The organism is Bacillus cereus group sp. MS39 (genome assembly GCF_040448665.1).
In the GTDB taxonomy this organism is placed as follows: Bacteria; Bacillota; Bacilli; order Bacillales; family Bacillaceae_G; genus Bacillus_A; species Bacillus_A wiedmannii.
The window spans coordinates 3,074,055-3,094,953 of record NZ_CP123058.1 but is presented as its reverse complement, the minus strand read 5'-3'; the positions used below and the strand labels follow the sequence as shown (position 1 = coordinate 3,094,953).

The window sequence follows — 20,899 nt, the reverse complement described above, 5'->3', positions numbered from 1 at the left end:
AGGGGTAGTAAAGAATGCCTAATAGTCAAAAGGTTCGTCATTCGTTATCATCTGCGCAGACTGGTATGTGGTTTGCACAACAATTAGATCCGCTTAATCCGATTTATAATACTGGGGAATATGTTGAAATAAACGGAAATATTAATCAAGAAATTTTCGAATTAGCAGTACGTAAAGTTGTAATGGAAGCAGAAGCACTACATGTTCGTTTCGAAGAGGATGAAATTGGCCCGTGGCAAGTTATTGAGAAATCGTCAAATTTTCATATGCATTTTATTGACGTTCGTAAAGAAGAAGATTCTGAAGAAGCTGCTAAAATATGGATGAAAAATGATTTATCTATGCCAGTCGATTTGAAAACAGATACATTATTTACTGAAGCACTTATTCAAGTTGAAAATAATCGTTTCTTTTGGTATCAGCGCATCCATCACATTGTGATGGATGGCTATGGATTTTCACTTCTTAGCCAAAAGGTAGCGAAAGAGTATACATCACTTATAGAAGAAACAAGAAAGAATGAAAAGCCATTTGGTTCTCTTGCAAAAATTGTACAAGAAGATATGGAGTATCGTGAGTCTAAACAATTTCAGGAAGATCGTATTTTTTGGTTAGAAAAGTTTGCAGATGAACCGGATGCCATAAGTTTAGCAGAACGAGCGCCAAGAACATCAAATGGATTTTTACGAGAAACAGCTTATTTATCCAGTTTGAGTACGAAAACTTTACTAGAAGATATTAATATTTCGTTAACAAATTGGCCGGAATTTATTGTCGCTGTAACAAGTATTTATATGCATAAATTAACAGGTGCAAATGATATTGTTTTAGGTTTACCGATGATGGGGCGACTAGGTTCTGCATCTATTTATACACCGAGTATGGTAATGAATTTAGCACCACTTCGTCTCACTGTAACTCCAAATATAACTCTTGCGGAATTATTACAGCAAGTTTCTAAAGAGATTCGAGAAGTACGTCGTCATCATAAATACCGTCATGAGGAATTAAGAAGAGACTTAAAGTTACTAGGTGAAAATCAAAGGTTATTCGGGCCGTTAGTGAATGTGATGCCTTTTGATTATGGGCTTAATTTTGCTGGGAATCGTGGTATTACACATAATTTATCAGCAGGACCTGTCGATGATTTATCGATAAATGTTTATAAACGTTTCGATGAAAATGAGTTAATGATTCATTTTGATGCGAACCCGGAGGTATATAGTGATTCGGAACTAGCATTGCATAAAGAGAGATTTATGAATGTATTAGAATTAGTGATAAATGATTATCAAAAAGACGTGTCGATTGGAAATATAAACATTACTCTTCCTGAAGAAAATCATAAAGTTTTATTCGAATGGAATGAAACTAAGGAAGCTGAGGATTTAATCACTCTACCTTTATTATTTGAAAAACAAGTACAAAAAAATCCAAATAAAATAGCGGTTACGTGTAACGGAGTAGACCTTACGTATAAAGAGCTAAATGAACGGGCGAATGAACTAGCGCACTATTTAGTAGAAGAAGGAATAGGGCCAAATCAGTTTGTAGCTTTAGTATTTCCAAGGTCAATAGAAATGGTAGTTAGTATGCTAGCAGTTTTAAAGGCTGGTGCAGCGTATTTACCGATAGATCCAGAATATCCAGCTGAGCGAATAAATTATATAGTAAATGATGCAAAACCAATTTATATCATCACACATTCATCTGTTTCATCTACTTTAGTTATAGAAAATGATATAAAAAAAATCGAATTAGATCGAGAAGAAACAGAACTAGCATTAAAAGCATATTCTCATAGGAATCTACCATTTAGAAATGAAGAATCACTTTTAAAGCCTGCGTATACAATTTATACTTCAGGCTCAACCGGAAATCCAAAAGGTGTAATTGTTCCTATGAAAGCTTTAAGTAACTTTTTATTGGCTATGGACGATATGTTTTCACTAAACGAAAACGATCATTTAGTAGCAGTTACAACGTTTGCTTTTGATATTTCTGCACTAGAAATTTATTTACCTCTTATTAGTGGTGCAAGTATAACAATCGCACAAAAAGAGGTAATCCAAGAACCTTCTGCGTTAACGGCATTGTTACAAGAAGAAAGAGTAACAATTATGCAAGCTACACCGACGTTATGGCAGGCGTTAGTAACTGAATATCCAGAAAGGCTACAAGGGCTAAATGTGCTCGTTGGTGGTGAGGCGCTTCCGGCCCATTTAGCAAATATATTAAAAGAATTAGGTTGCTCTATTACAAACTTATATGGACCTACTGAAACGACTATTTGGTCTACTTTCAAGAACATCGACGAAAATGAAATTGGTATACCCCCTATTGGAAAACCGATTTGGAGTACAGATGTGTATGTATTAGATGCAGGATTACAACCAGTACCACCTGGAGTAATTGGCGAACTATATATTGCAGGAGAAGGAATCGCAAGCGGATATTTAGGAAAACCTGCGTTAACGGCTGAACGATTTGTTGCAAATCCATATGGAGAACCAGGGAAGCTTATGTACCGCACAGGTGATCTTGTGAAATGGCGTAACGACGGTGTGCTAGAGTACATGAGTCGCGCAGATCATCAAATAAAAATTCGTGGTTTTCGAATTGAATTAGCTGAAATTGAAACGGTATTACAACGACATGAAAATATTCAACAAGCGGTAGTGATGGTACGAGAAGATCGTCCAAATGATAAACGCATCATTGCGTATATCGTTGCAGAAGAAAAGGAACCGATTAATCTTTCAGAAATTCGTTCTTATGTTTCAGAAAGTTTAGCGAATTATATGATACCATCGGCATTTGTTGTGCTAGAAGAATTACCATTAACGCCAAATGGTAAGGTTGACAGAAAGAAATTACCTGCTCCTGATTTTAATGGAATGAACAATGAGAGAGTTGCTAGAAATCCGAAAGAAGAAATATTATGTGATTTATTTGCAGAAGTACTTGGTGTTTCTCGAATTAACATTGATGATAATTTCTTTGAAATGGGTGGACATTCACTTCTCGCATCTCGTTTAATGGCAAGAATTCGTGAAACGTTAAGTGTGGAATTAGGAATAGGAAAACTATTTGAATCGCCAACTGTTGCTGAACTTGCGAAACAATTGGATCAAGCAAAAACTGCAAGACCAGCTATTAAGAAAGTAAGTAGACCAAATGAAGTTCCACTTTCATTTGCACAGCGCAGGTTATGGTTCTTAAATTGTTTAGAAGGTCCAAGTCCTACTTATAATATTCCATTAGTCGTTCGTATTTTTGGAAAGTTGAACGAGGAAGCATTGCAAGGTGCCTTTTATGATGTAGTTGAGAAACATGAAACGCTTAGAACGATTTTCCCTAACGTATTAGGTAGTTCCTATCAGAAAATTTTAGATATGGAAAATTTAAATCTAGAAATGATAATAACAAAAATATGTAAAGATGAATTAGAAAGTGTGCTTGTAGAGGCGGTAAAATATAGTTTTAACCTTGATGTTGAACCAGCAGTCCGTCTGCAACTATTTACAGTGAATGAAAACGAACATGTATTACTAATTCTATTGCACCATATTGTAGGGGATGGCTGGTCATTACAACCGTTAACGAGAGATTTTACAGCGGCATATAAAGCACGATGTCAAGGTAACAGAGTTCAGCTAGAGGCACTTCCAGTTCAATACACAGATTATGCACTTTGGCAACAACAGTTGCTTGGTGATGAAACTACAGAAGAGAGTCTTATTTCAACACAATTAGAGTTTTGGAAGAAAGAGCTAGAAGGTTTACCAGATCAGCTGGAGTTACCTACAGATTACCAGCGTCCAATTGAAACGAGTTATCGCGGAGAAACAATTCATTTTCAAATAGATGCGGGTATGCATAGTAGGTTAGTAGAGCTTGCACGGAAAAACGGAGTTAGTTTGTTTATGGTGTTGCAAGCAGGACTTAGTGCGCTATTTACAAGATTAGGTGCAGGTACTGATATACCAATCGGTAGTCCGATTGCTGGAAGAAACGATGATGCACTCTCTGACATAGTTGGTTTATTTGTAAATACATTAGTGTTACGCACAAATACATCAGGAGATCCAAGTTTTAAAGAATTATTGAATAGAGTGAAGCAGTCAAATCTTGCAGCTTATGAAAATCAAGATGTTCCATTTGAACGACTCGTTGAAGTGTTAAACCCAGTACGTACTCGAAATAGTCATCCGCTGTTTCAAGTTATGTTAGCTTTCCAAAATACGCCAGAAGCAAACTTTGATGCTCCAGATATTAAAGCAGACCTTGAAATCCAAAGTGTGGGCTCTGCGAAGTTTGATCTAACATTTGAAATTAGCGAGAGTAACGGAGTTCATGGCACGCCAGATGGCTTACAGGGGTTACTAGAGTTTAGTACCGATTTGTATAAACGTGAAACGGTTCAACAATTAGTAGAACGATTCATTCTGTTATTGGATGATGCAGCGAAACATCCGGATCAATCAATTGGCACATTAGAAATTTTAACATTAGCAGAGAGAAATACAGTGCTAGAAAAGTGGAATGGTGGTTTTCAAATTGTACCAGAAATGACATTATCACAATTATTTGAAAAGCAGGTTTATATAAATCCGAATTCTATTGCTGTCGTCTTTGAAGATGAAAAGTTAACTTATGAAGAGTTGAATAAAAAAGCGAATAAAATAGCTCGATTGCTAATTGCAAAAGGAGTTGGTCCTGATCAACTCGTTGCTTTAGCAATGCCGAGATCTTTAAATATGGTTGTAAGCTTACTAGCTGTTCTGAAAGCGGGAGCAGGTTATCTTCCATTAGATCCGGATTATCCGTCAGATCGTATTTCATTTATGCTCCACGATGCGAAACCATCATGTGTGTTAACAAATTCAGATGTGGAAATTGAATGTGATGAGGAACTGAAAATTTTAGTTGATGATGTGAAGACAATAAAAGAAATTGAGAAGTATAGTGAAGATAATATTGATGAAATGGAGCGCATGAAGCTATTATCTCCTTCACATATTGCTTACGTTATTTATACGTCAGGCTCAACAGGTAGACCGAAAGGCGTTATGATACCTCATCAAAACGTAGTAAGACTTTTAGGAGCAACTGATCATTGGTTCCAATTTGACGCAGAAGATGTTTGGACGATGTTCCATTCATATGCTTTTGATTTCTCGGTTTGGGAAATTTGGGGTCCTTTATTATATGGAGGGCGTCTAGTCGTAGTACCACATACTGTAAGTCGATCGCCGAAAGAATTTTTACAACTTCTTGTTAAGGAAAAGGTTACTGTTTTAAATCAAACTCCATCAGCGTTCTATCAATTGATACAAGTAGATCGTGAAAATGAAGAGATTGGTCAAAAATTATCATTACGATATGTCGTTTTTGGAGGAGAAGCACTTGAGCTAAGTCGATTAGAAGATTGGTATAGTCGACATCTTCATAACGCACCAAAGCTTATTAATATGTACGGTATAACGGAGACGACAGTACATGTTAGTTATATTGAGTTAGATGAGAATATCGTTTCGTTACGAGCGAATAGTTTAATTGGGTGCAGTATACCTGACCTTAAAGTATACGTATTAGACAACTATTTACAACCAGTGCCACCTGGAGTAGTTGGAGAAATGTATGTTGCAGGTGCAGGGCTTGCTCGTGGTTATTTAGGAAGAGCAGGTTTAACTGCTGAGCGTTTTATCGCAGATCCATTTGGTAAGCCAGGTACAAGAATGTATCGTACAGGAGACTTAGCTCGTTGGCGTCAAGATGGGACGCTAGATTATATAGGGCGTGCAGATCACCAAATAAAAATTCGTGGATTCCGAATTGAATTAGGGGAAATAGAAGCGGTCATAATGAAACACCCTAAAGTTGAGCAAGTAGCCGTTATTGTACGGGAAGATCAACCAGGGGATAAACGGTTAGTTTCTTATATCGTCCCATCAAATAATGAAATGATTGATTCAAATGAAATGCGTAAATATGCTGGAGGTAGTTTACCAGATTACATGGTTCCATACGCTTTTGTAGTAGTAAATGAGTTGCCTTTAACTCCAAACGGTAAATTAGATAGAAAGGCATTGCCGGCTCCAGAATTTATCGCATCATCTTCTAGTCGTGGACCAAGAACACCGCAAGAAGAAATGTTATGTGACTTGTTTACAGAAGTTTTAAGTGTGCCGCAAATTGGAATTGATGACGGATTCTTTGATTTAGGTGGCCATTCACTTCTTGCAGTGCAGCTTATGAGTCGTATTAAAGAAGCACTTGGAGTAGAACTAAATATCGGAACTTTATTTGCAGCGCCTACTATTGCAGGTCTTGCTGAAAGACTTGAGGTGGGAAATGGACAAAGTGCACTTGATGTGTTGCTTCCATTACGAGCAGGCGGAGACCAATTACCACTATTTTGTGTACACCCAGCAGGTGGATTAAGTTGGTGCTATGCAGGACTTATGAAATCTTTAGGAACAGATTATCCAATCTACGGTGTCCAAGCATGTGGTATCGCTAAAAATGAAGAACTTCCAAGAAGTTTAGAGGAGATGGCAGCGGATTATTTAAAACACGTTCGTGAAGTACAGCCTCACGGACCATATCGGTTACTCGGTTGGTCGCTCGGAGGAAATGTTGTGCATGCAATGGCGGCGCAACTACAAAGTGAAGGGGAAGAAGTAGAATTACTCGTTATGCTGGATTCTTATCCAGGTCACTTCTTACCAAATACGGAAGCACCTACTGAAGAAGAAGCGTTAATCGCATTACTTGCTTTAGGCGGATACGATCCAGATAACATGGATGGTAAACCACTTACGATGGAAAGTGCAGTAGAAATACTTCGTAAAGATGGAAGTGCATTAGCAAGTCTTGAAGAAGAGACTATTTTGAACTTGAAAGAAACATATGTAAATTCGGTAGGATTGTTAGGGAAATATGTACCGAAAGTTTATAACGGAGATATTTTATTCTTTAGATCTACTGTTATACCAGACTGGTTTGATCCTATCTCTCCAAATACGTGGCTAAATTATTTAGATGGGCAAATTGTGCAACACAATATTGATTGTAGACATAAAGATTTATGTCAACCAGGACCACTTACAGAAATTGGACAAGTGTTAGCGAAATATTTGCAGAATAAGAAAGGGGTAAGTACAGTATGACGAATCCATTTGAAAATGATAATTACACATATAAAGTACTAAAAAATGAGGAGGGCCAGTATTCGCTCTGGCCTGTCTTTCTTGATGTACCTATTGGTTGGAATGTCGTACATGAAGAGGCTAGTAGGAATGATTGTTTACAATATGTTGAAAATAATTGGAAAGATTTGAATCCAAAAAGTAATCAAGTTGGCGAAAAAATATTAGTAGGAAAACGATAATGAAGGCAAAAATAAATCCAAAAGTAGTTGTAAGTATCGTATATATAACAGCGATGTTTATGGCTGCAATGGATGCAACAATTGTGAATGTAGCATTGCAAACGATAAGCAAAGAACTGCAAGTACCCCCATCTGCAATGGGGACAGTAAATGTTGGGTATTTAGTTAGCTTAGCTGTTTTTCTTCCGATTTCTGGTTGGTTAGGCGATCGTTTTGGTACGAAAAGAGTATTTTTAACTGCCCTTTTCGTTTTTACAATTGCATCTGCATTATGTGGAATTGCGAATGATATTACTTCATTAAATATTTTTCGTATCATTCAAGGTGCTGGTGGCGGGCTTTTAACACCGGTCGGGATGGCGATGTTATTCCGAACATTTTCACCAGAGGAAAGACCAAAAATTTCTCGATTTATTGTACTGCCAATTGCTGTTGCACCAGCGATTGGACCAATTATTGGTGGTTTCTTTGTAGATCAAATGTCCTGGCGCTGGGCATTTTATATTAATTTGCCGTTTGGTATTATTGCGTTGCTATTTGGACTTCTATTTTTAGCAGAGCATATTGAAAAATCAGCTGGTCGTTTTGATTCTCTCGGTTTTGTTCTTTCAGCACCAGGTTTTGCGATGCTCATCTATGCACTCAGTCAAGGGCCGTCAAAAGGATGGATTTCTCCAGAAATAATAAGTACTGGGATAGCTGGGATTGTATTCATTTCACTGTTTATAATTGTAGAACTGAAAGTAAAGCAACCGATGTTAGATTTACGCTTATTAAAAGAACCCGTTTTTAGAAAAATGAGTCTCATATCCTTGTTTTCATCTGCTGGTTTACTTGGAATGCTATTTGTTTTTCCGCTTATGTATCAAAATGTAATCGGAGTTTCTGCGCTGGAATCAGGTCTTACGACATTCCCAGAGGCGATTGGATTAATGATTTCTTCGCAAATTGTACCATGGACGTATAAGAAATTAGGTGCTCGAAAGGTAATCTCTATTGGACTAATAAGTACCGCGGTTATATTTGTATTATTAAGTTTTGTAAATCATGATACGAATCCATGGCAAATACGGGCATTATTGTTTGGCATAGGTATTTTCTTAGGACAGTCTGTCGGTGCAGTTCAATTTTCTGCTTTTAACAATATCACACCACATTCTATGGGTAGAGCAACTACTATATTCAATGTGCAAAACCGATTAGGATCTGCAATAGGAGTTGCTGTTTTAGCTAGTATACTGTCTAGTTTTGGAAGTAATAACGTACAGAATAACGCACAATCAGATTTCTTGCCATATCAAGCGGCATTAATTGGATCAGCACTATTTTTACTTATAGCATTACTATTTTCTTTACGTATTTCTGATAAAGAGGTAATGTCAAAGAAGAAAGAAAAAATGTTATCAGTATCACAAAAAGAGAAAGAACTCGTCAATGAATAGCAATATATGTATGCTACTTTAATTGAAATTGATATTAGTAGAAAAAGGAGATTTTACATGATAGAAAGTAAAGTTGTAGATTCTATACCAACTTTGAATGAGAATGATTGTCAAATATGGTGGGCAAGAATTTCAGATTTACAATCATGGCATTACAATTTACTAAATGATGTAGAGCAAGAGAAAGCAAATTCATATCATCATTCGGCAGATCGTGCACGTTTTATAATAGGTTGCGTAATTAGTAGGTTAGTTCTTGGAAAGATACTTTCTATGTCGCCAGTTCAAGTGCCGATTGATCGATTGTGCCCAGTATGTAAGTTACAACATGGTAGGCCGCAATTACCAGAAGGTATGCCACAATTATCAGTTTCACATTCGGGTGAGTGGGTTGTCGTTGCATTTACAAAATCTGCATCTGTCGGTGTTGATGTTGAACAAATGAATCCAAATGTAGATGTGATGAAAATGGCAGAGGGCGTATTAACAGATATTGAAATAGCACAAGTTATGAAATTACCTAATGAACAGCGATTAGAAGGATTTTTAACGTATTGGACTCGAAAAGAAGCTGTGCTGAAAGCGACAGGTGAAGGACTATTGATTCCACCAGTTGAAATTACTGTATCAGCTCCAAATGATCCTCCTAAATTGTTGGTTTTTAAGGATAGACAAGAGTTAGCAGAAAATACAAGGATGGAAGATGTAAGGCCTAGTTTAGATTATATGGCTTCCATTGCAATATTTAGTAAAGAAGTAACTGAAATTACGCAGTTAGACGCGGTAGCGCTATTAAATTATAAATAAGTTTAATAAAATATTTTATAGAAGAGGTGTTCCACATGTTAGTGGCGGAAAGTAGAACAAATGAATTCACTTATAATGTACAAGCAATTAAAAATATTTTATTTTCTGGAGATACATCATCTATTCTTGCTTTAGAAAAGCTTTTGAATGATACAGTTCAATTTGATGTTCTAGAACAAGAGGTAATAGATAGACAGTACATTCCGAAAGAAGCAAAAAATTTCTTTGATAAAAACGGAACATTTCTTTATCGTGTATCTAATGTTAGTTATAAAGGTAAGGTGTTATCTGAAAATCTAATTTTTGCGGATACTTCTTTTTTACCGGATACAATAAAAAGTGAATTAGAAAGTGGAACTATTCCTGTTGAAAACCTGATAGAAAAAATGGAAGTAAGAAGAAACGTATTATATGAAGGATATCAGCCATCTGGAAATATTATCGAATTGTTTGATGGATGCTCTGTTGCGGCGAATGTGTATCCAACTAGAAAATATCAAATTGTAAGTAACTGCAAATGTTTATTTTATATTTGTGAAGTGTATCATGCAGAAAATATAAAGGAATTGCTTAAATAAGAAATAAACAAGAAACCAGCCTATAAAATGGCTGGTTTCTTGTTTATTTAACAGCTTCTTTTAATTCTTTACCTGCTTTAAATGCTGGAACTTTACCAGCCGCAATTTGAATTTCTTCCCCAGTTTGTGGGTTACGCCCTGTACGAGCAGATCTTTCACGCACTTCAAACGTTCCAAAACCGATTAATTGAACTTTATCGCCAGATTGTAATGCGTTAGCAATTGTGTCAAATACGGATTGTACAGCTGCAGAAGCATCCTTTTGAGAAATATCAGCTGTTTGTGCCACATTTTTAATTAATTCTGTTTTATTCATGTTTTCACCTCATAAAAATTTTTTTAGAATGAATGTTTTAGTATAATGGATAGTAAAGATAAAGCTAGTTTTATGGTTGGAAAGAATACTATATAGTTATGTTAATTTCGTTGCAAGAGACTGAATCCCTGCTAATAATTGGGGATTAATTAAGAATTGATGCATACAAAAAGCAATAGTATGAGGATGAGGGGGAATATACGTATGATTTTTCGTGAAAAGAGTGAGAAAGAGAGTATATTAATTCGTCAACATGATCATGGTTTTTTGGCTGGAGAGATTGCTAGGCATATAAAAGAATGTTTTTTTGAAGATACAACATACTTAAAAGAGACAATTGATGCAATATATGAACATGATAGAGGATGGATAGAACTTGATAAAGTACCAATTTTGAATGATGCTAAAAATATTCCGTATACATTTATGGATTGTCCAAGCCCATTACGTTTTGTTTTTTATACGATTGGTTTGAATGAAATTGAAAATTCTAATCCATACGGGGCATTGCTTTGTAGTAAACATTTTTTATCATTTCCACTAAACGAGGAAGATGAAGAGATGATGTCATTTTATAAACATGAATTAGAACGACAAAAAAGAATTTTGAAAACGTTAACAAAGGAACAGTTTGCGATGTTCGATAAACATTATAGATTATTAAAGTTTTGTGATGAACTTTCTTTATACGTATGTATGAATAAGCCTGGTGTCAAAAAGAAAGATGAAATTGATTTATTTAAAGATGGTTTTGAAGGAACAGAAATGTTTAATAGTAAGGAGGAGAAACTTATTCAAGCTGAATGGGTTGATGAAGAAACGATTCGAATTACACCGTATCCATTTAAAACGGAATTTCATACGTATGTAAAATATAAAACTATAAATAAACATGAAATTGAAGAAAAAGGGATTGTAAAAGCTGATAGAGAATCAGAAATGAAGGAGCAAAACATTCGTTTTATACAATAAGGAGGAGATTTAAATTGAAAGATTATATGTTAAAACAGTTTGATTATCATGTTTGGGCGAATACAAGATTATTCAATCGACTAAAAGAGTTACCAAACTATGAGACAATTTTTAATGAACAGATACAGAGTGTATTTCCGTCAATTCAGGATACTTTTGCGCATATTTATATTACAGATCAAGTGTGGTTACACATATTACATGGCAGAAGTATGAGTGAAGCAATACAAGATCGTGAAAAGTTAAAAAAACAAATCGATACAAAATCGCTAAATGAATTAGAAGAAATGTTTTTAAATATGGCTAATCAGTATAAAGAATTTCTAAGTACACAACAAGATGTACATGCTGAATTTGTTATTAAGAATCCATATGCAGGGACACTACATACTTCAATTTTAGAATTAGTGCAACACGTCGTAAATCATGGTACATATCATAGAGGAAATATAACAGCAATGATCCGTCAACTTGGTCATTCATCGACAATGATGGATTTTGTACTATATTTACATATGATTCAGAAAGAGGGAGAGTAATATAGTTTGTAAGAAGGAGAGACTTTAATTGTAAAAGTCTCTCCTTCTATTTTATCCTGCATGAACTGCCTATAAAGTACCGATTAGTGTGGGAAAATAATCATTTGGGATGTACAAAGCCCCCAATAATTAAAGTTTCACTGTATTTCTTATGAAGCTTTATTTTCTTGTAATTGCTTAGCATATTGTACAGCCTTATATGCATTGACTCTACCGTTTTTCCAGTACGTACCTGTACCACTAATTTTATCAGAAGTTGACTCAATAATTTGGCGGATTTGTGTATTGCTATATCCTTGATTTGCTAAAAGAGCAGCGACTCCTGCAACATGAGGTGTTGCCATAGATGTACCACTTAATGATTGATACGTGCTCCCTTTATATGTTGAATATATATTTGAACCTGGAGCTGCAACATCTACCCAGCTACCATAAGTAGAAAATGAAGATTTTCTATCTGATTGATCTGTAGAAGCAACTGCAATTACTTCGCTGTAATAAGCAGGGTAATTAGCTTTTGTATTTCCAGCATTTCCAGCAGCTGCAACTATAACAGAGCCTTTATTCCATGCATATTGAACGGCTTGTTGTAATGCAGTACCACCATTTGGAGCTCCTAAACTTAAACTAATTACTTTTGCACCCGAATCAGCAGCTTCTCGAATACCTTGCGCTACAGCATCAAGAGTACCACTTCCTTGATTATCTAATACGCGGACAGCATAAATTGAAGTCTGCGGGGCAACACCAGCAATTCCGACGCTGTTATTCGTAAGTGCTCCAGTAATTCCAGCGCAATGTGTACCATGACCATTACCATCATCAGATGTATTGTCGTTATCAACATAATCATGCCCGTAAATTACTTTAGAAGCTAAATCAGGGTGTGAGCCTTGAACTCCTGTATCAATAATAGCTACTTTTACACCAGGATCACTTCGTTGGCTATCCCAAGCTTGTGGAGCTTGAATCTTTTGTAATCCATATTGATTTTTAAAATATGGGTCGTTTGGAGTCAAAAAGGCATGAACGTAATAATTCGGTTCTGCATATTCCACATCTGGATTATTTTTATAACTCTTTATTTTTTCTTTTACAGTACCTTTTGAAAATTGAACGACTTCAAAACCTAACTTATCATCTTTAGATAAGACATTAGCTCCGACAGATTTATGAAAAGATTGCACATTATTTAAAGCTGCATTTTGCTTGAACTTAACGATTAATTGGTTAGGAACGTAATCAGTAGATGATGTTTCAGCACTTGAAGTATTCGTGTTAAAGAAGAAACCACCAATAATAAATGATAAAATAGATAGGAAAACAATGAATTTGTTTTTCAAAAGATTTTTCCTCCCTTTTCTTGGATGAGTTTTTCAGCGACACTTTAATATCGCATTCCTTTTCAACTATATAGTTAGACCATACGATTTATGACATTTATGTGAAAAACTTTTGGAGGAATAAAAAGGAGTAAATATTGATATAAATATATTTTTAATGATAGTAATTAAGTAAAAGAGGGGATGAAAAAAGGAACGCTCATCATGTGTGAGTCATTCCTTTTTTCATAGATTAACTTGCCTGTTTTTTATGGTTTTCTTTCAATTTCTCTGCTTGTAAAAAACGATTCGTTTCAGCGACAACGATACCACTTAATCCGATTAGGCCAATTAAGTTTGGAATTGCCATAAGTCCATTTGCAATATCAGCAAATGTCCATACGATACCAAGTTTTAAATTGGCACCAATCGCAATCATCACGATAAAGATTGCTTTATAATATCGAACAGCACCTTCTCCAAATAAATAAGCGACACATTTCTCACCGTAATATGACCAGCCTAAAATAGTAGAGTAGGCGAATAAAATTATGGCAATACCAAGGATCATACTACCAGCGGTGCCGAATACAGATTGGAATGCAAGTGTTGTAGCTTCAACACCGGTTTTACCTGATTTCCATGCTCCAGTTGTAATTAATACAAGTCCTGTAATTGTACAGACGATAAATGTATCAAGAAAAGTACCAGTCATAGAAACTAAAGCTTGTTTTGCAGGTGAATCTGTTTTTGCTGCAGCGGCCGCAATAGGAGCACTACCTAAACCAGCTTCGTTTGCAAATACACCGCGCGCCATTCCGATTTGAATAGCTGATGCGACTGTTGCTCCAATAAAACCACCTGCGGCTGCTGTACCTTGAAATGCACCAGAAAAAATAAGTGAAAATGCTTCTGGAATTTGATCAAAGTGATAGAAAATAATAATAAGACCAGCAATTATATAAAAGAAAGCTTTAATAGGAACGATAAATCCCGTTACTTTCCCGATTTTTTTTACACCGCCTAAAATAACAATAGCGATTAAAAATGACATTAATATACCAGTTAAAGCAGGGGGGAAAGAGAAATTAATTCGCATTGCCTCTGCAACTGAGTTAGATTGCACCATATTACCGATCCCGAAAGAAGCAGTTGTACCGAATATAGCGAATAAAACAGCAAGCCATTTCTTACCTAAGCCACGCTCTAAATAATACATTGGTCCACCTGAATATTCACCATTTTCATTACTAACACGGTATTTCACTGCTAGAATTGCTTCGGCATACTTTGTTGCCATTCCGAATAAAGCGGTAATCCACATCCAAAAAATTGCACCAGGACCACCAATTGTAACAGCTGTTGCAACACCGGCGATATTTCCCATACCAATCGTTGCGGCCATAGCTGTCATGAGTGCTTGGAAGTGGCTAATATCTCCAGAAGATGACGTATCTTCTGACTTTTTAAATGCTATTTTGTGAGCGTATAATAGTTTACTAAACTGTAAACCTTTCAAACGCACTGTGAGAATGATACCAGTACCAACGAGTAGCAACAAAGTTGGTAATCCCCACACGTAATGATTCATTTGTTCTAATACTTTACTTACTGTCTCCATCTTTATTCTCCTTTTTTAGAAAAAATAAAAACCACTTCAAGTAAATGAAATGGTCTCTGGAGAAACAAGGAATAGAAAAATAAACCGATACAAATCGGCATTTTCCTTCGCTTGTCTCTGTCCTTTTTACCTGAGAGATTATCCGCTAAAATAGCGGATTTGCTCCTTCGGCGCTCTTTTTCCTCCGCGCTATTAAAAGCGAGAGGGAGTCTCTCCAGAGATTCGTCCCCATGCAGTTCTACTTGTAACCAAGACCTGAGAGTTTCAAAGTTGGTATTACAACTTTTTGCCCCGTCGGTAGATCAATTGACCTTCTCCTGAATGGTTCATCCGAATTATAAAATTAATATACACATTGAATGTAAATCAATAAAAATATTATAGACAGACAAACTGTGAATTGCAATCTTTTTTTTATTTTAAAATAGTAAACAGTTTTATTTTTTTGAAATTCCTAATTTATCTTTAACTTCATTTAAAGTAGATAAAGCGATGACAATATGTTGATCGGCAAGCCCTAAAGCCTGTTTTGTATTTTCAATTATTTCATTGGCCGGAGTAGAATTATTGTATTTATCAATAATTAAATCTGCTGCATTTTTCATGTAATTTGATGCGGATTTAAACTGAGTTGTGAATTGGATTAGTTGTTTTTGTATATGTATATCCGTTATGCTTTCTTCGATTTTTATCGTGTCTATTTCGTTCATAAGTGTTTCATACTGTTTGGAAACAGCACTCATTGTAACTAATAGTTTATTTCTATCCACTGAATCTCCGTTCGTGTTCATCTCTTCCCAGGCAGGCAACCAATCTTTTTCGATAATGTCATTATAATTAGTAGTCAATTCCTTAATTTTAGGTTGTAATTTAGTTTTGAAAGTTTTTGTATCCACTGTTTCTACAGTTGCTTTTTCATTATCATTTTTATTTTTACCATTAGTTACGTAGAAAATCGTACCGAAAATGATGAAAATAGAAATAACTACTGTCCATTTAGTAAAAAGAATTTTCTTCAATATGTAACGCCTCCAAAATTTAAAAACTTATAATTATAATATATAACAATAATGTTGTTTTAAATAGAGAAAATAAAGTTAGAAGTGATTTGAATTACATCTTTTTTATACGTAACTAATTAAAATTAGTAAAAAGATGAAAGGAATATGTAAGAAAGGGGAATTTTAGTGAAAGTAAATAAAAGAAAACAAGTTTTAAATATTGTAACGGGTATGTTATTAATTGGTGTATCTCGCATTAACGGGCAGTAAGACCCCCACTTCAAAATGCAGCGAAAGCAAAGAAGTTAGGTGGGGGATGAAGAATCCCAAAATGATTAAAGTTTCACTTTATTTGCACTCATTTATGTAGACAAAGAATCTAAAATTGAAAAATTTCCAGTACCAATGTCAGCAATCCATATTAATGATGATAATGAAGAGGTTTATACATATATAAGTGTAATGCTTATTATAAAGGCAAGTGGATGGGAGCCAGCATAGTTAGTTTTAAAAAAGTGGAACGAAAGGTAAATGTATAACATTATCCGAGAGAAATTACGTATTATTTATTTGAGCAATAGATATACAAGGGAGAAAAGATTTCGATGTAATTCGTATAGAGCTACATTTTTTTTATATTCCGAATTATTTGAAATGAAAATAGATAGATGGTTTGATAGATATAGTGTAAAAAAATGATTAGTTGTACAAAAGTAGAAATTTGTAGTTACCATAGTTTTGTTATGTAAACTGATTGTTGTAAGAGAGATTGTATTATGAGGGGGAATTAGAAATGTTACTAAAAACAATATTTTGCAGAGTGGAAGAAAAGAAAAGGGAGATGTTTTCGGCTGCTCAAGAAAAATGACGTGATTTACAACATTTAGATGGTTTTCATGGGCAATTTGGTGGATGGAATGAAGATGAGGCATGTGTATTTACTTTATGGGAAGATAGAAGTGCATATCAATCATTTATGAATGGTACTCACGATACAATTTATTTAAATAGTAATCAAAAAGATACGTTTCTTTCATGTGAAATTGAACTATTTCAAACGTTGTATGATATAAATGCTAAGCCTTTGCAAAACGTTGTTACAGAAGGATCATTCGTAAGAGTTGCCATATGTGATGTAAAGGGAGAAAAAGAAAATCATTTTTTACATAAGCAAGAAACAATTTGGAATAAAGGAATGGAGAATGCAAAAGGGATGTTAGGTGGAGTAGTTGCGAAGTCTTTAAAAAATGAAACTCGTTACATAGTATTAACTTATTGGGAAGATGAAATGGCGCATCAATATTATGTGGAAGAGAGTTTTCCTATGTTGTATAAACTAGCTAACATTCATGAAGATATAGAAGAGATAAGAGGTAAACAAGCTGTATGTAAGGAAGAATGGCTTGTATATTAAGTGCAGAAAAAGTGTATAAATGAATGTATAATAAAGATAATTTCTTGTAAACAAGAAATTAATAGAAGACGTCATATACCCTTTCATGTTAATATATTTAAGTTAAAATAGGAGGCTTACCCTTTTGTATTGTACGGTAGAAGCAGTGTGAGCTTGAAATTTTTTATGAAAAGGATGTGCCTAACTTGCGTATCAATAAATTTATTAGTGAAGCTGGAAAAGCGTCTCGACGCGGAGCAGATAAATTAATTAATGAGAGAAGAGTAATTATTAACGGTAAGGTTGCAAAAATTGGTGACCAAGTAAATCCAGGTGATGATGTACGAGTGAATGGAGAGCAACTTCGTATTGCTCGAGACCATGTGTATATCGCTTTAAATAAACCAGTAGGTATTACATGTACAAGTGAAAAAGCAGTAAAAGGTAATATTATTGATTTAGTGAATCACCCTTTACGTATTAGTCATATTGGGCGTCTAGATAAAGACTCAGACGGTTTAATTTTGTTAACGAATGATGGCGATATCGTTAATGAGATTTTACGTGCTGAAAACAAGCATGAGAAAGAATATATCGTTTCAGTAGATAAGCCAATTACACCTGATTTCTTAGAAAAAATGGCAGCAGGAGTTAAAATTTTAGGTACAAAAACACTTCCTTGTGAGGTTACACAGTTATCAAAATATGAGTTCCAAATTATTTTGACACAAGGGCTGAATCGTCAAATTCGCCGTATGTGTGAAGCTTTAGGTTATCAAGTATATACGTTAAAACGTACGAGAATTATGAATATAGAATTGAATAATTTACCAGTTGGGCAGTGGAGAGATTTATCGAAGAAAGAGAAAAGACGTCTATTTTCAGATTTAAATTACGAACCACAAGATTGGTAAAATTGAGAAGTGAAACCAAATTTTTTTTGGTTTCACTTTTTTAAATTAAATAAATAATATTATTTAACACTTGCAAAAATAAAATGAATAAGATATATTAAATAACAATAAATGGATGTTTTATAAAAGCAAAGAAAAGGACACGAGTTATTTTACCCGGTTATACAGAGAAGGAAGGAAAGCTGAGAACTTCCTAACGCAGAAAAATAACTTACCACCTTAGAGCTGCACTGGAGAAATGAAGTATCTAGTGCCGTGTATGCGACGTTATCGCAAAAGAAGCCATTGCATATTGTGATGGGAATCTGGGTGGAACCACGGATATAAGCATATTCGTCCCTATTTTAGGGATGAATATGCTTTTTTGCATTCAATTTCATAATAAGCAAAGAAAAGGACACGAGTTATTTTACCCGGTTATACAGAGAAGGAAGGAAAGCTGAGAACTTCCTAACGCAGAAAAATAACTTACCACCTTAGAGCTGCACTGGGGAAATGAAGTATCTAGTGCCGTGTAAACGACGTTACCGTAAAAGAAGCCATTGTATGTTTACAATGGGAATCTGGGTGGAACCACGGGTAAAAGCACGCTCGTCCCTATTTTAGGGATGAGTGTGCTTTTTATTATGAAATGGAGAGATGAAAAATGAAAGAACAGATGATTGAAATTAAATTTCCAGATGGTAGTGTTAAAGAATTTGTAAAAGGAATTACTTTAGAAGAAATTGCTGGATCAATTAGTAGTAGCTTGAAAAGGAAAGCAGTCGCAGGGAAAGTAAATGATCAGTTATTTGATTTACGCCGAAATATTGAAGAAAATGCGGAAGTAGAAATCATTGCTATAGATTCAAATGAAGGTGTAGAAATTGCAAGACATTCTGCGGCACATATTTTAGCGCAAGCTGTAAAGAGAATGCAAAGTAATGTAAACCTTGGTGTAGGGCCTGTTATTGAAAATGGGTTTTATTATGATATGGATCTTCCGAATAGTGTAAACGTGGAAGATTTACCGGAAATCGAAAAAGAAATGAAAAAGATTATAAATGAAAATGTAAAAATAGAACGAGTTGAGGTCTCACGAGAAGAAGCAAAAAAACTGTTTCAAGAAATGAATGATCACCTGAAATTAGAATTGTTAGAAGCAATTCCTAGTGGGGAAAGTGTAACACTATATAAACAAGGTGAATTTGTAGACTTATGTAGAGGACCACATGTACCATCAACAGGATATTTGAAAGCATTCCAATTAACTCACGTTTCTGGTGCATATTGGCGAGGTGATAGTAACAATCAAGTGCTTCAGCGTATATATGGTGTTGCGTTCTCTTCTCAAAAAGAATTAGAAGAGTATTTACATTTCGTTGAAGAAGCAGCAAAAAGAAATCATCGTAAATTAGGTAGTGAGCTGGAGTTATTTATGTTTTCTGAAGAGGCTCCGGGAATGCCATTTTATTTACCGAAAGGACAAATTATTCGTAATGAATTAGAAGCATTTTTAAGAGAAATTCAAAAAGAGTATAAGTATCAAGAAGTACGTACTCCGTTTATGATGAACCAAGAATTATGGGAGAAATCAGGACACTGGGGACATTACAAAGACAACATGTATTTCTCTGAAGTAGACAATAAAAGTTTCGCATTAAAACCAATGAACTGCCCAGGACATATGTTAATGTTCAAAAATAAATTACACTCTTATCGTGAATTGCCAATTCGTATGTGTGAGTTCGGTCAAGTACACCGACATGAATTTAGCGGGGCGTTAAACGGATTATTAAGAGTACGTACTTTCTGCCAAGATGATGCTCATTTATTTGTAACACCAGAACAAATTGAAGATGAAATTAAATCCGTAATGGCGCAAATTGATTACGTTTATAAAACTTTTGGATTCGAATATGAAGTAGAGCTTTCTACTCGTCCAGAAGATTCAATGGGTGATGATCAGTTATGGGAGCAAGCAGAGGCGGCACTAGAAAATGTATTACATTCATTGAATTATAAATATAGACTAAATGAAGGTGACGGTGCATTTTACGGACCGAAAATCGACTTCCATATAAAAGACGCTTTAAATAGAAGTCACCAGTGCGGAACAATCCAGCTAGATTTCCAAATGCCAGAGAAGTTTGATTTAAATTATATAGATGAGAAGAATGAAAAGAGAAGACCAGTTGTCATTCACCGAGCAGTATTAGGATCTTTAGACCGCTTCTTAGCTATATTAATTGAACACTTTGGAGGCGCGTTCCCAGCCTGGGTGGCACCAGTTCAAGTGAAAGTCATTCCAGTTTCGAATGCAGTCCATGTACAATACGCAGATGAAGTTGCAGATAAATTAGCACAAGCTAGTGTTCGTGTTGAAAGAGATATGCGAGATGAAAAGTTAGGATATAAAATAAGAGAGGCACAAATGCAAAAAGTTCCTTATATTCTTGTTATTGGTGATAAAGAAATGGAAAGAAAAGCTGTAAATGTACGTAAATATGGTGAAGATCAGTCAGAAGTAATTGAACTAGATGAGTTTGTAGAAAGTATAAAAGAGGAAGTGAAAAATAAGAAGTAGAGATTGATAATAAAATACACCATTAACATGTA

The 20,899-nt window shown here is 35.0% G+C and carries 13 protein-coding genes, 1 pseudogene, 1 riboswitch and 2 other annotated features; of the genes and pseudogenes, 10 read left to right on the top strand and 4 right to left on the bottom strand.

Translation table 11 applies throughout. The features are described 5' to 3' along the window. Positions 1-14: 14 nt before the first annotated feature. From QEP67_RS16200 to QEP67_RS16180, 5 genes are read left to right on the top strand one after another with little or no spacing between them, the layout of a single operon-like run. Complete coding sequence (locus QEP67_RS16200; RefSeq protein ID WP_353706323.1) at positions 15-7,175, top strand: amino acid adenylation domain-containing protein; 7,161 nt, start codon at positions 15-17, stop codon at positions 7,173-7,175. Then, positions 7,172-7,396 (top strand): MbtH family protein, encoded by a 225-nt coding sequence (locus tag QEP67_RS16195; RefSeq protein WP_000184070.1) that lies wholly within the window; start codon positions 7,172-7,174, stop codon positions 7,394-7,396. The genes QEP67_RS16200 and QEP67_RS16195 overlap by 4 nt, the downstream gene beginning before the upstream one ends. After that, positions 7,396-8,838: an MDR family MFS transporter gene (locus QEP67_RS16190; protein WP_353706322.1), complete on the top strand. Its 1,443-nt coding sequence runs from the start codon at positions 7,396-7,398 to the stop codon at positions 8,836-8,838. The genes QEP67_RS16195 and QEP67_RS16190 overlap by 1 nt, the downstream gene beginning before the upstream one ends. Positions 8,839-8,895: 57 nt before the next feature. Further along, positions 8,896-9,645 (top strand): 4'-phosphopantetheinyl transferase Sfp, encoded by a 750-nt coding sequence (gene sfp, locus QEP67_RS16185; RefSeq protein WP_000573007.1) that lies wholly within the window; start codon positions 8,896-8,898, stop codon positions 9,643-9,645. 35 nt (positions 9,646-9,680) lie between these two features. Beyond that, the gene (locus QEP67_RS16180) at positions 9,681-10,223 is read left to right on the top strand and encodes a hypothetical protein (RefSeq protein ID WP_064460041.1); all 543 of its coding nucleotides are present in this window, start codon (positions 9,681-9,683) and stop codon (positions 10,221-10,223) included. A 43-nt stretch (positions 10,224-10,266) separates the two neighbouring features. Here the strand turns inward: QEP67_RS16180 and QEP67_RS16175 are convergent, their stop codons facing one another. Continuing rightward, a complete protein-coding gene (locus QEP67_RS16175) occupies positions 10,267-10,539 on the bottom strand; it encodes an HU family DNA-binding protein (RefSeq protein ID WP_001043908.1) in 273 nt (90 codons plus the stop codon). A gap of 204 nt (positions 10,540-10,743) precedes the next feature. Between QEP67_RS16175 and QEP67_RS16170 the strand changes: the two genes are divergently transcribed. Continuing rightward, positions 10,744-11,511, top strand: a complete 768-nt coding sequence (locus tag QEP67_RS16170; protein WP_000577311.1) for a DUF3891 family protein — start codon at positions 10,744-10,746, stop codon at positions 11,509-11,511. Between the two features lie 14 nt (positions 11,512-11,525). Further along, entirely contained in the window at positions 11,526-12,050 is a 525-nt protein-coding gene (locus QEP67_RS16165) for a DinB family protein (protein ID WP_000656396.1), read from the top strand. Between the two features lie 149 nt (positions 12,051-12,199). Here the strand turns inward: QEP67_RS16165 and QEP67_RS16160 are convergent, their stop codons facing one another. The 3 genes from QEP67_RS16160 to QEP67_RS16150 all read right to left on the bottom strand — a co-directional run bounded on the left by QEP67_RS16160 (position 12,200) and on the right by QEP67_RS16150 (position 16,012). Then, a complete protein-coding gene (locus QEP67_RS16160; RefSeq protein ID WP_000790783.1) occupies positions 12,200-13,393 on the bottom strand; it encodes a S8 family peptidase in 1,194 nt (397 codons plus the stop codon). A gap of 232 nt (positions 13,394-13,625) precedes the next feature. Then, entirely contained in the window at positions 13,626-14,993 is a 1,368-nt protein-coding gene (locus QEP67_RS16155) for a sodium:alanine symporter family protein (protein WP_000451042.1), read from the bottom strand. Between the two features lie 107 nt (positions 14,994-15,100). Next, a riboswitch (glycine riboswitch) is annotated at positions 15,101-15,221 on the bottom strand. A gap of 209 nt (positions 15,222-15,430) precedes the next feature. Continuing rightward, positions 15,431-16,012, bottom strand: coding sequence for a hypothetical protein (locus QEP67_RS16150; RefSeq protein ID WP_000721820.1), 582 nt, complete (start codon positions 16,010-16,012; stop codon positions 15,431-15,433). 775 nt (positions 16,013-16,787) lie between these two features. Here QEP67_RS16150 and QEP67_RS16145 point away from each other — a divergent pair. From QEP67_RS16145 to thrS, 3 genes and pseudogenes are all read left to right on the top strand, one after another. Continuing rightward, positions 16,788-17,408 (top strand): annotated as a pseudogene (locus QEP67_RS16145) (DUF4937 domain-containing protein). 185 nt (positions 17,409-17,593) lie between these two features. Beyond that, positions 17,594-18,301, top strand: coding sequence for a 23S rRNA pseudouridine(2604) synthase RluF (gene rluF, locus QEP67_RS16140; protein WP_001222161.1), 708 nt, complete (start codon positions 17,594-17,596; stop codon positions 18,299-18,301). Between the two features lie 122 nt (positions 18,302-18,423). Next, positions 18,424-18,645, top strand: a binding site (T-box leader). Between the two features lie 35 nt (positions 18,646-18,680). Beyond that, positions 18,681-18,903: a binding site (T-box leader), on the top strand. A 44-nt stretch (positions 18,904-18,947) separates the two neighbouring features. Next, a complete protein-coding gene (gene thrS, locus QEP67_RS16135) occupies positions 18,948-20,867 on the top strand; it encodes a threonine--tRNA ligase (RefSeq protein ID WP_064460045.1) in 1,920 nt (639 codons plus the stop codon). Positions 20,868-20,899: the final 32 nt, after the last annotated feature.

What these genes read in the sequence shown, in the direction of transcription:
- QEP67_RS16200 (WP_353706323.1), top strand. Translation starts at nt 15, where the DNA reads ATGCCTAATAGTCAAAAGGTTCGTCATTCGTTATCATCTGCGCAGACT.
- QEP67_RS16195 (WP_000184070.1), top strand. Translation starts at nt 7,172, where the DNA reads ATGACGAATCCATTTGAAAATGATAATTACACATATAAAGTACTAAAA.
- QEP67_RS16190 (WP_353706322.1), top strand. Translation starts at nt 7,396, where the DNA reads ATGAAGGCAAAAATAAATCCAAAAGTAGTTGTAAGTATCGTATATATA.
- sfp (WP_000573007.1), top strand. Translation starts at nt 8,896, where the DNA reads ATGATAGAAAGTAAAGTTGTAGATTCTATACCAACTTTGAATGAGAAT.
- QEP67_RS16180 (WP_064460041.1), top strand. Translation starts at nt 9,681, where the DNA reads ATGTTAGTGGCGGAAAGTAGAACAAATGAATTCACTTATAATGTACAA.
- QEP67_RS16175 (WP_001043908.1), bottom strand. Translation starts at nt 10,539, where the DNA reads ATGAATAAAACAGAATTAATTAAAAATGTGGCACAAACAGCTGATATT.
- QEP67_RS16170 (WP_000577311.1), top strand. Translation starts at nt 10,744, where the DNA reads ATGATTTTTCGTGAAAAGAGTGAGAAAGAGAGTATATTAATTCGTCAA.
- QEP67_RS16155 (WP_000451042.1), bottom strand. Translation starts at nt 14,993, where the DNA reads ATGGAGACAGTAAGTAAAGTATTAGAACAAATGAATCATTACGTGTGG.
- thrS (WP_064460045.1), top strand. Translation starts at nt 18,948, where the DNA reads ATGAAAGAACAGATGATTGAAATTAAATTTCCAGATGGTAGTGTTAAA.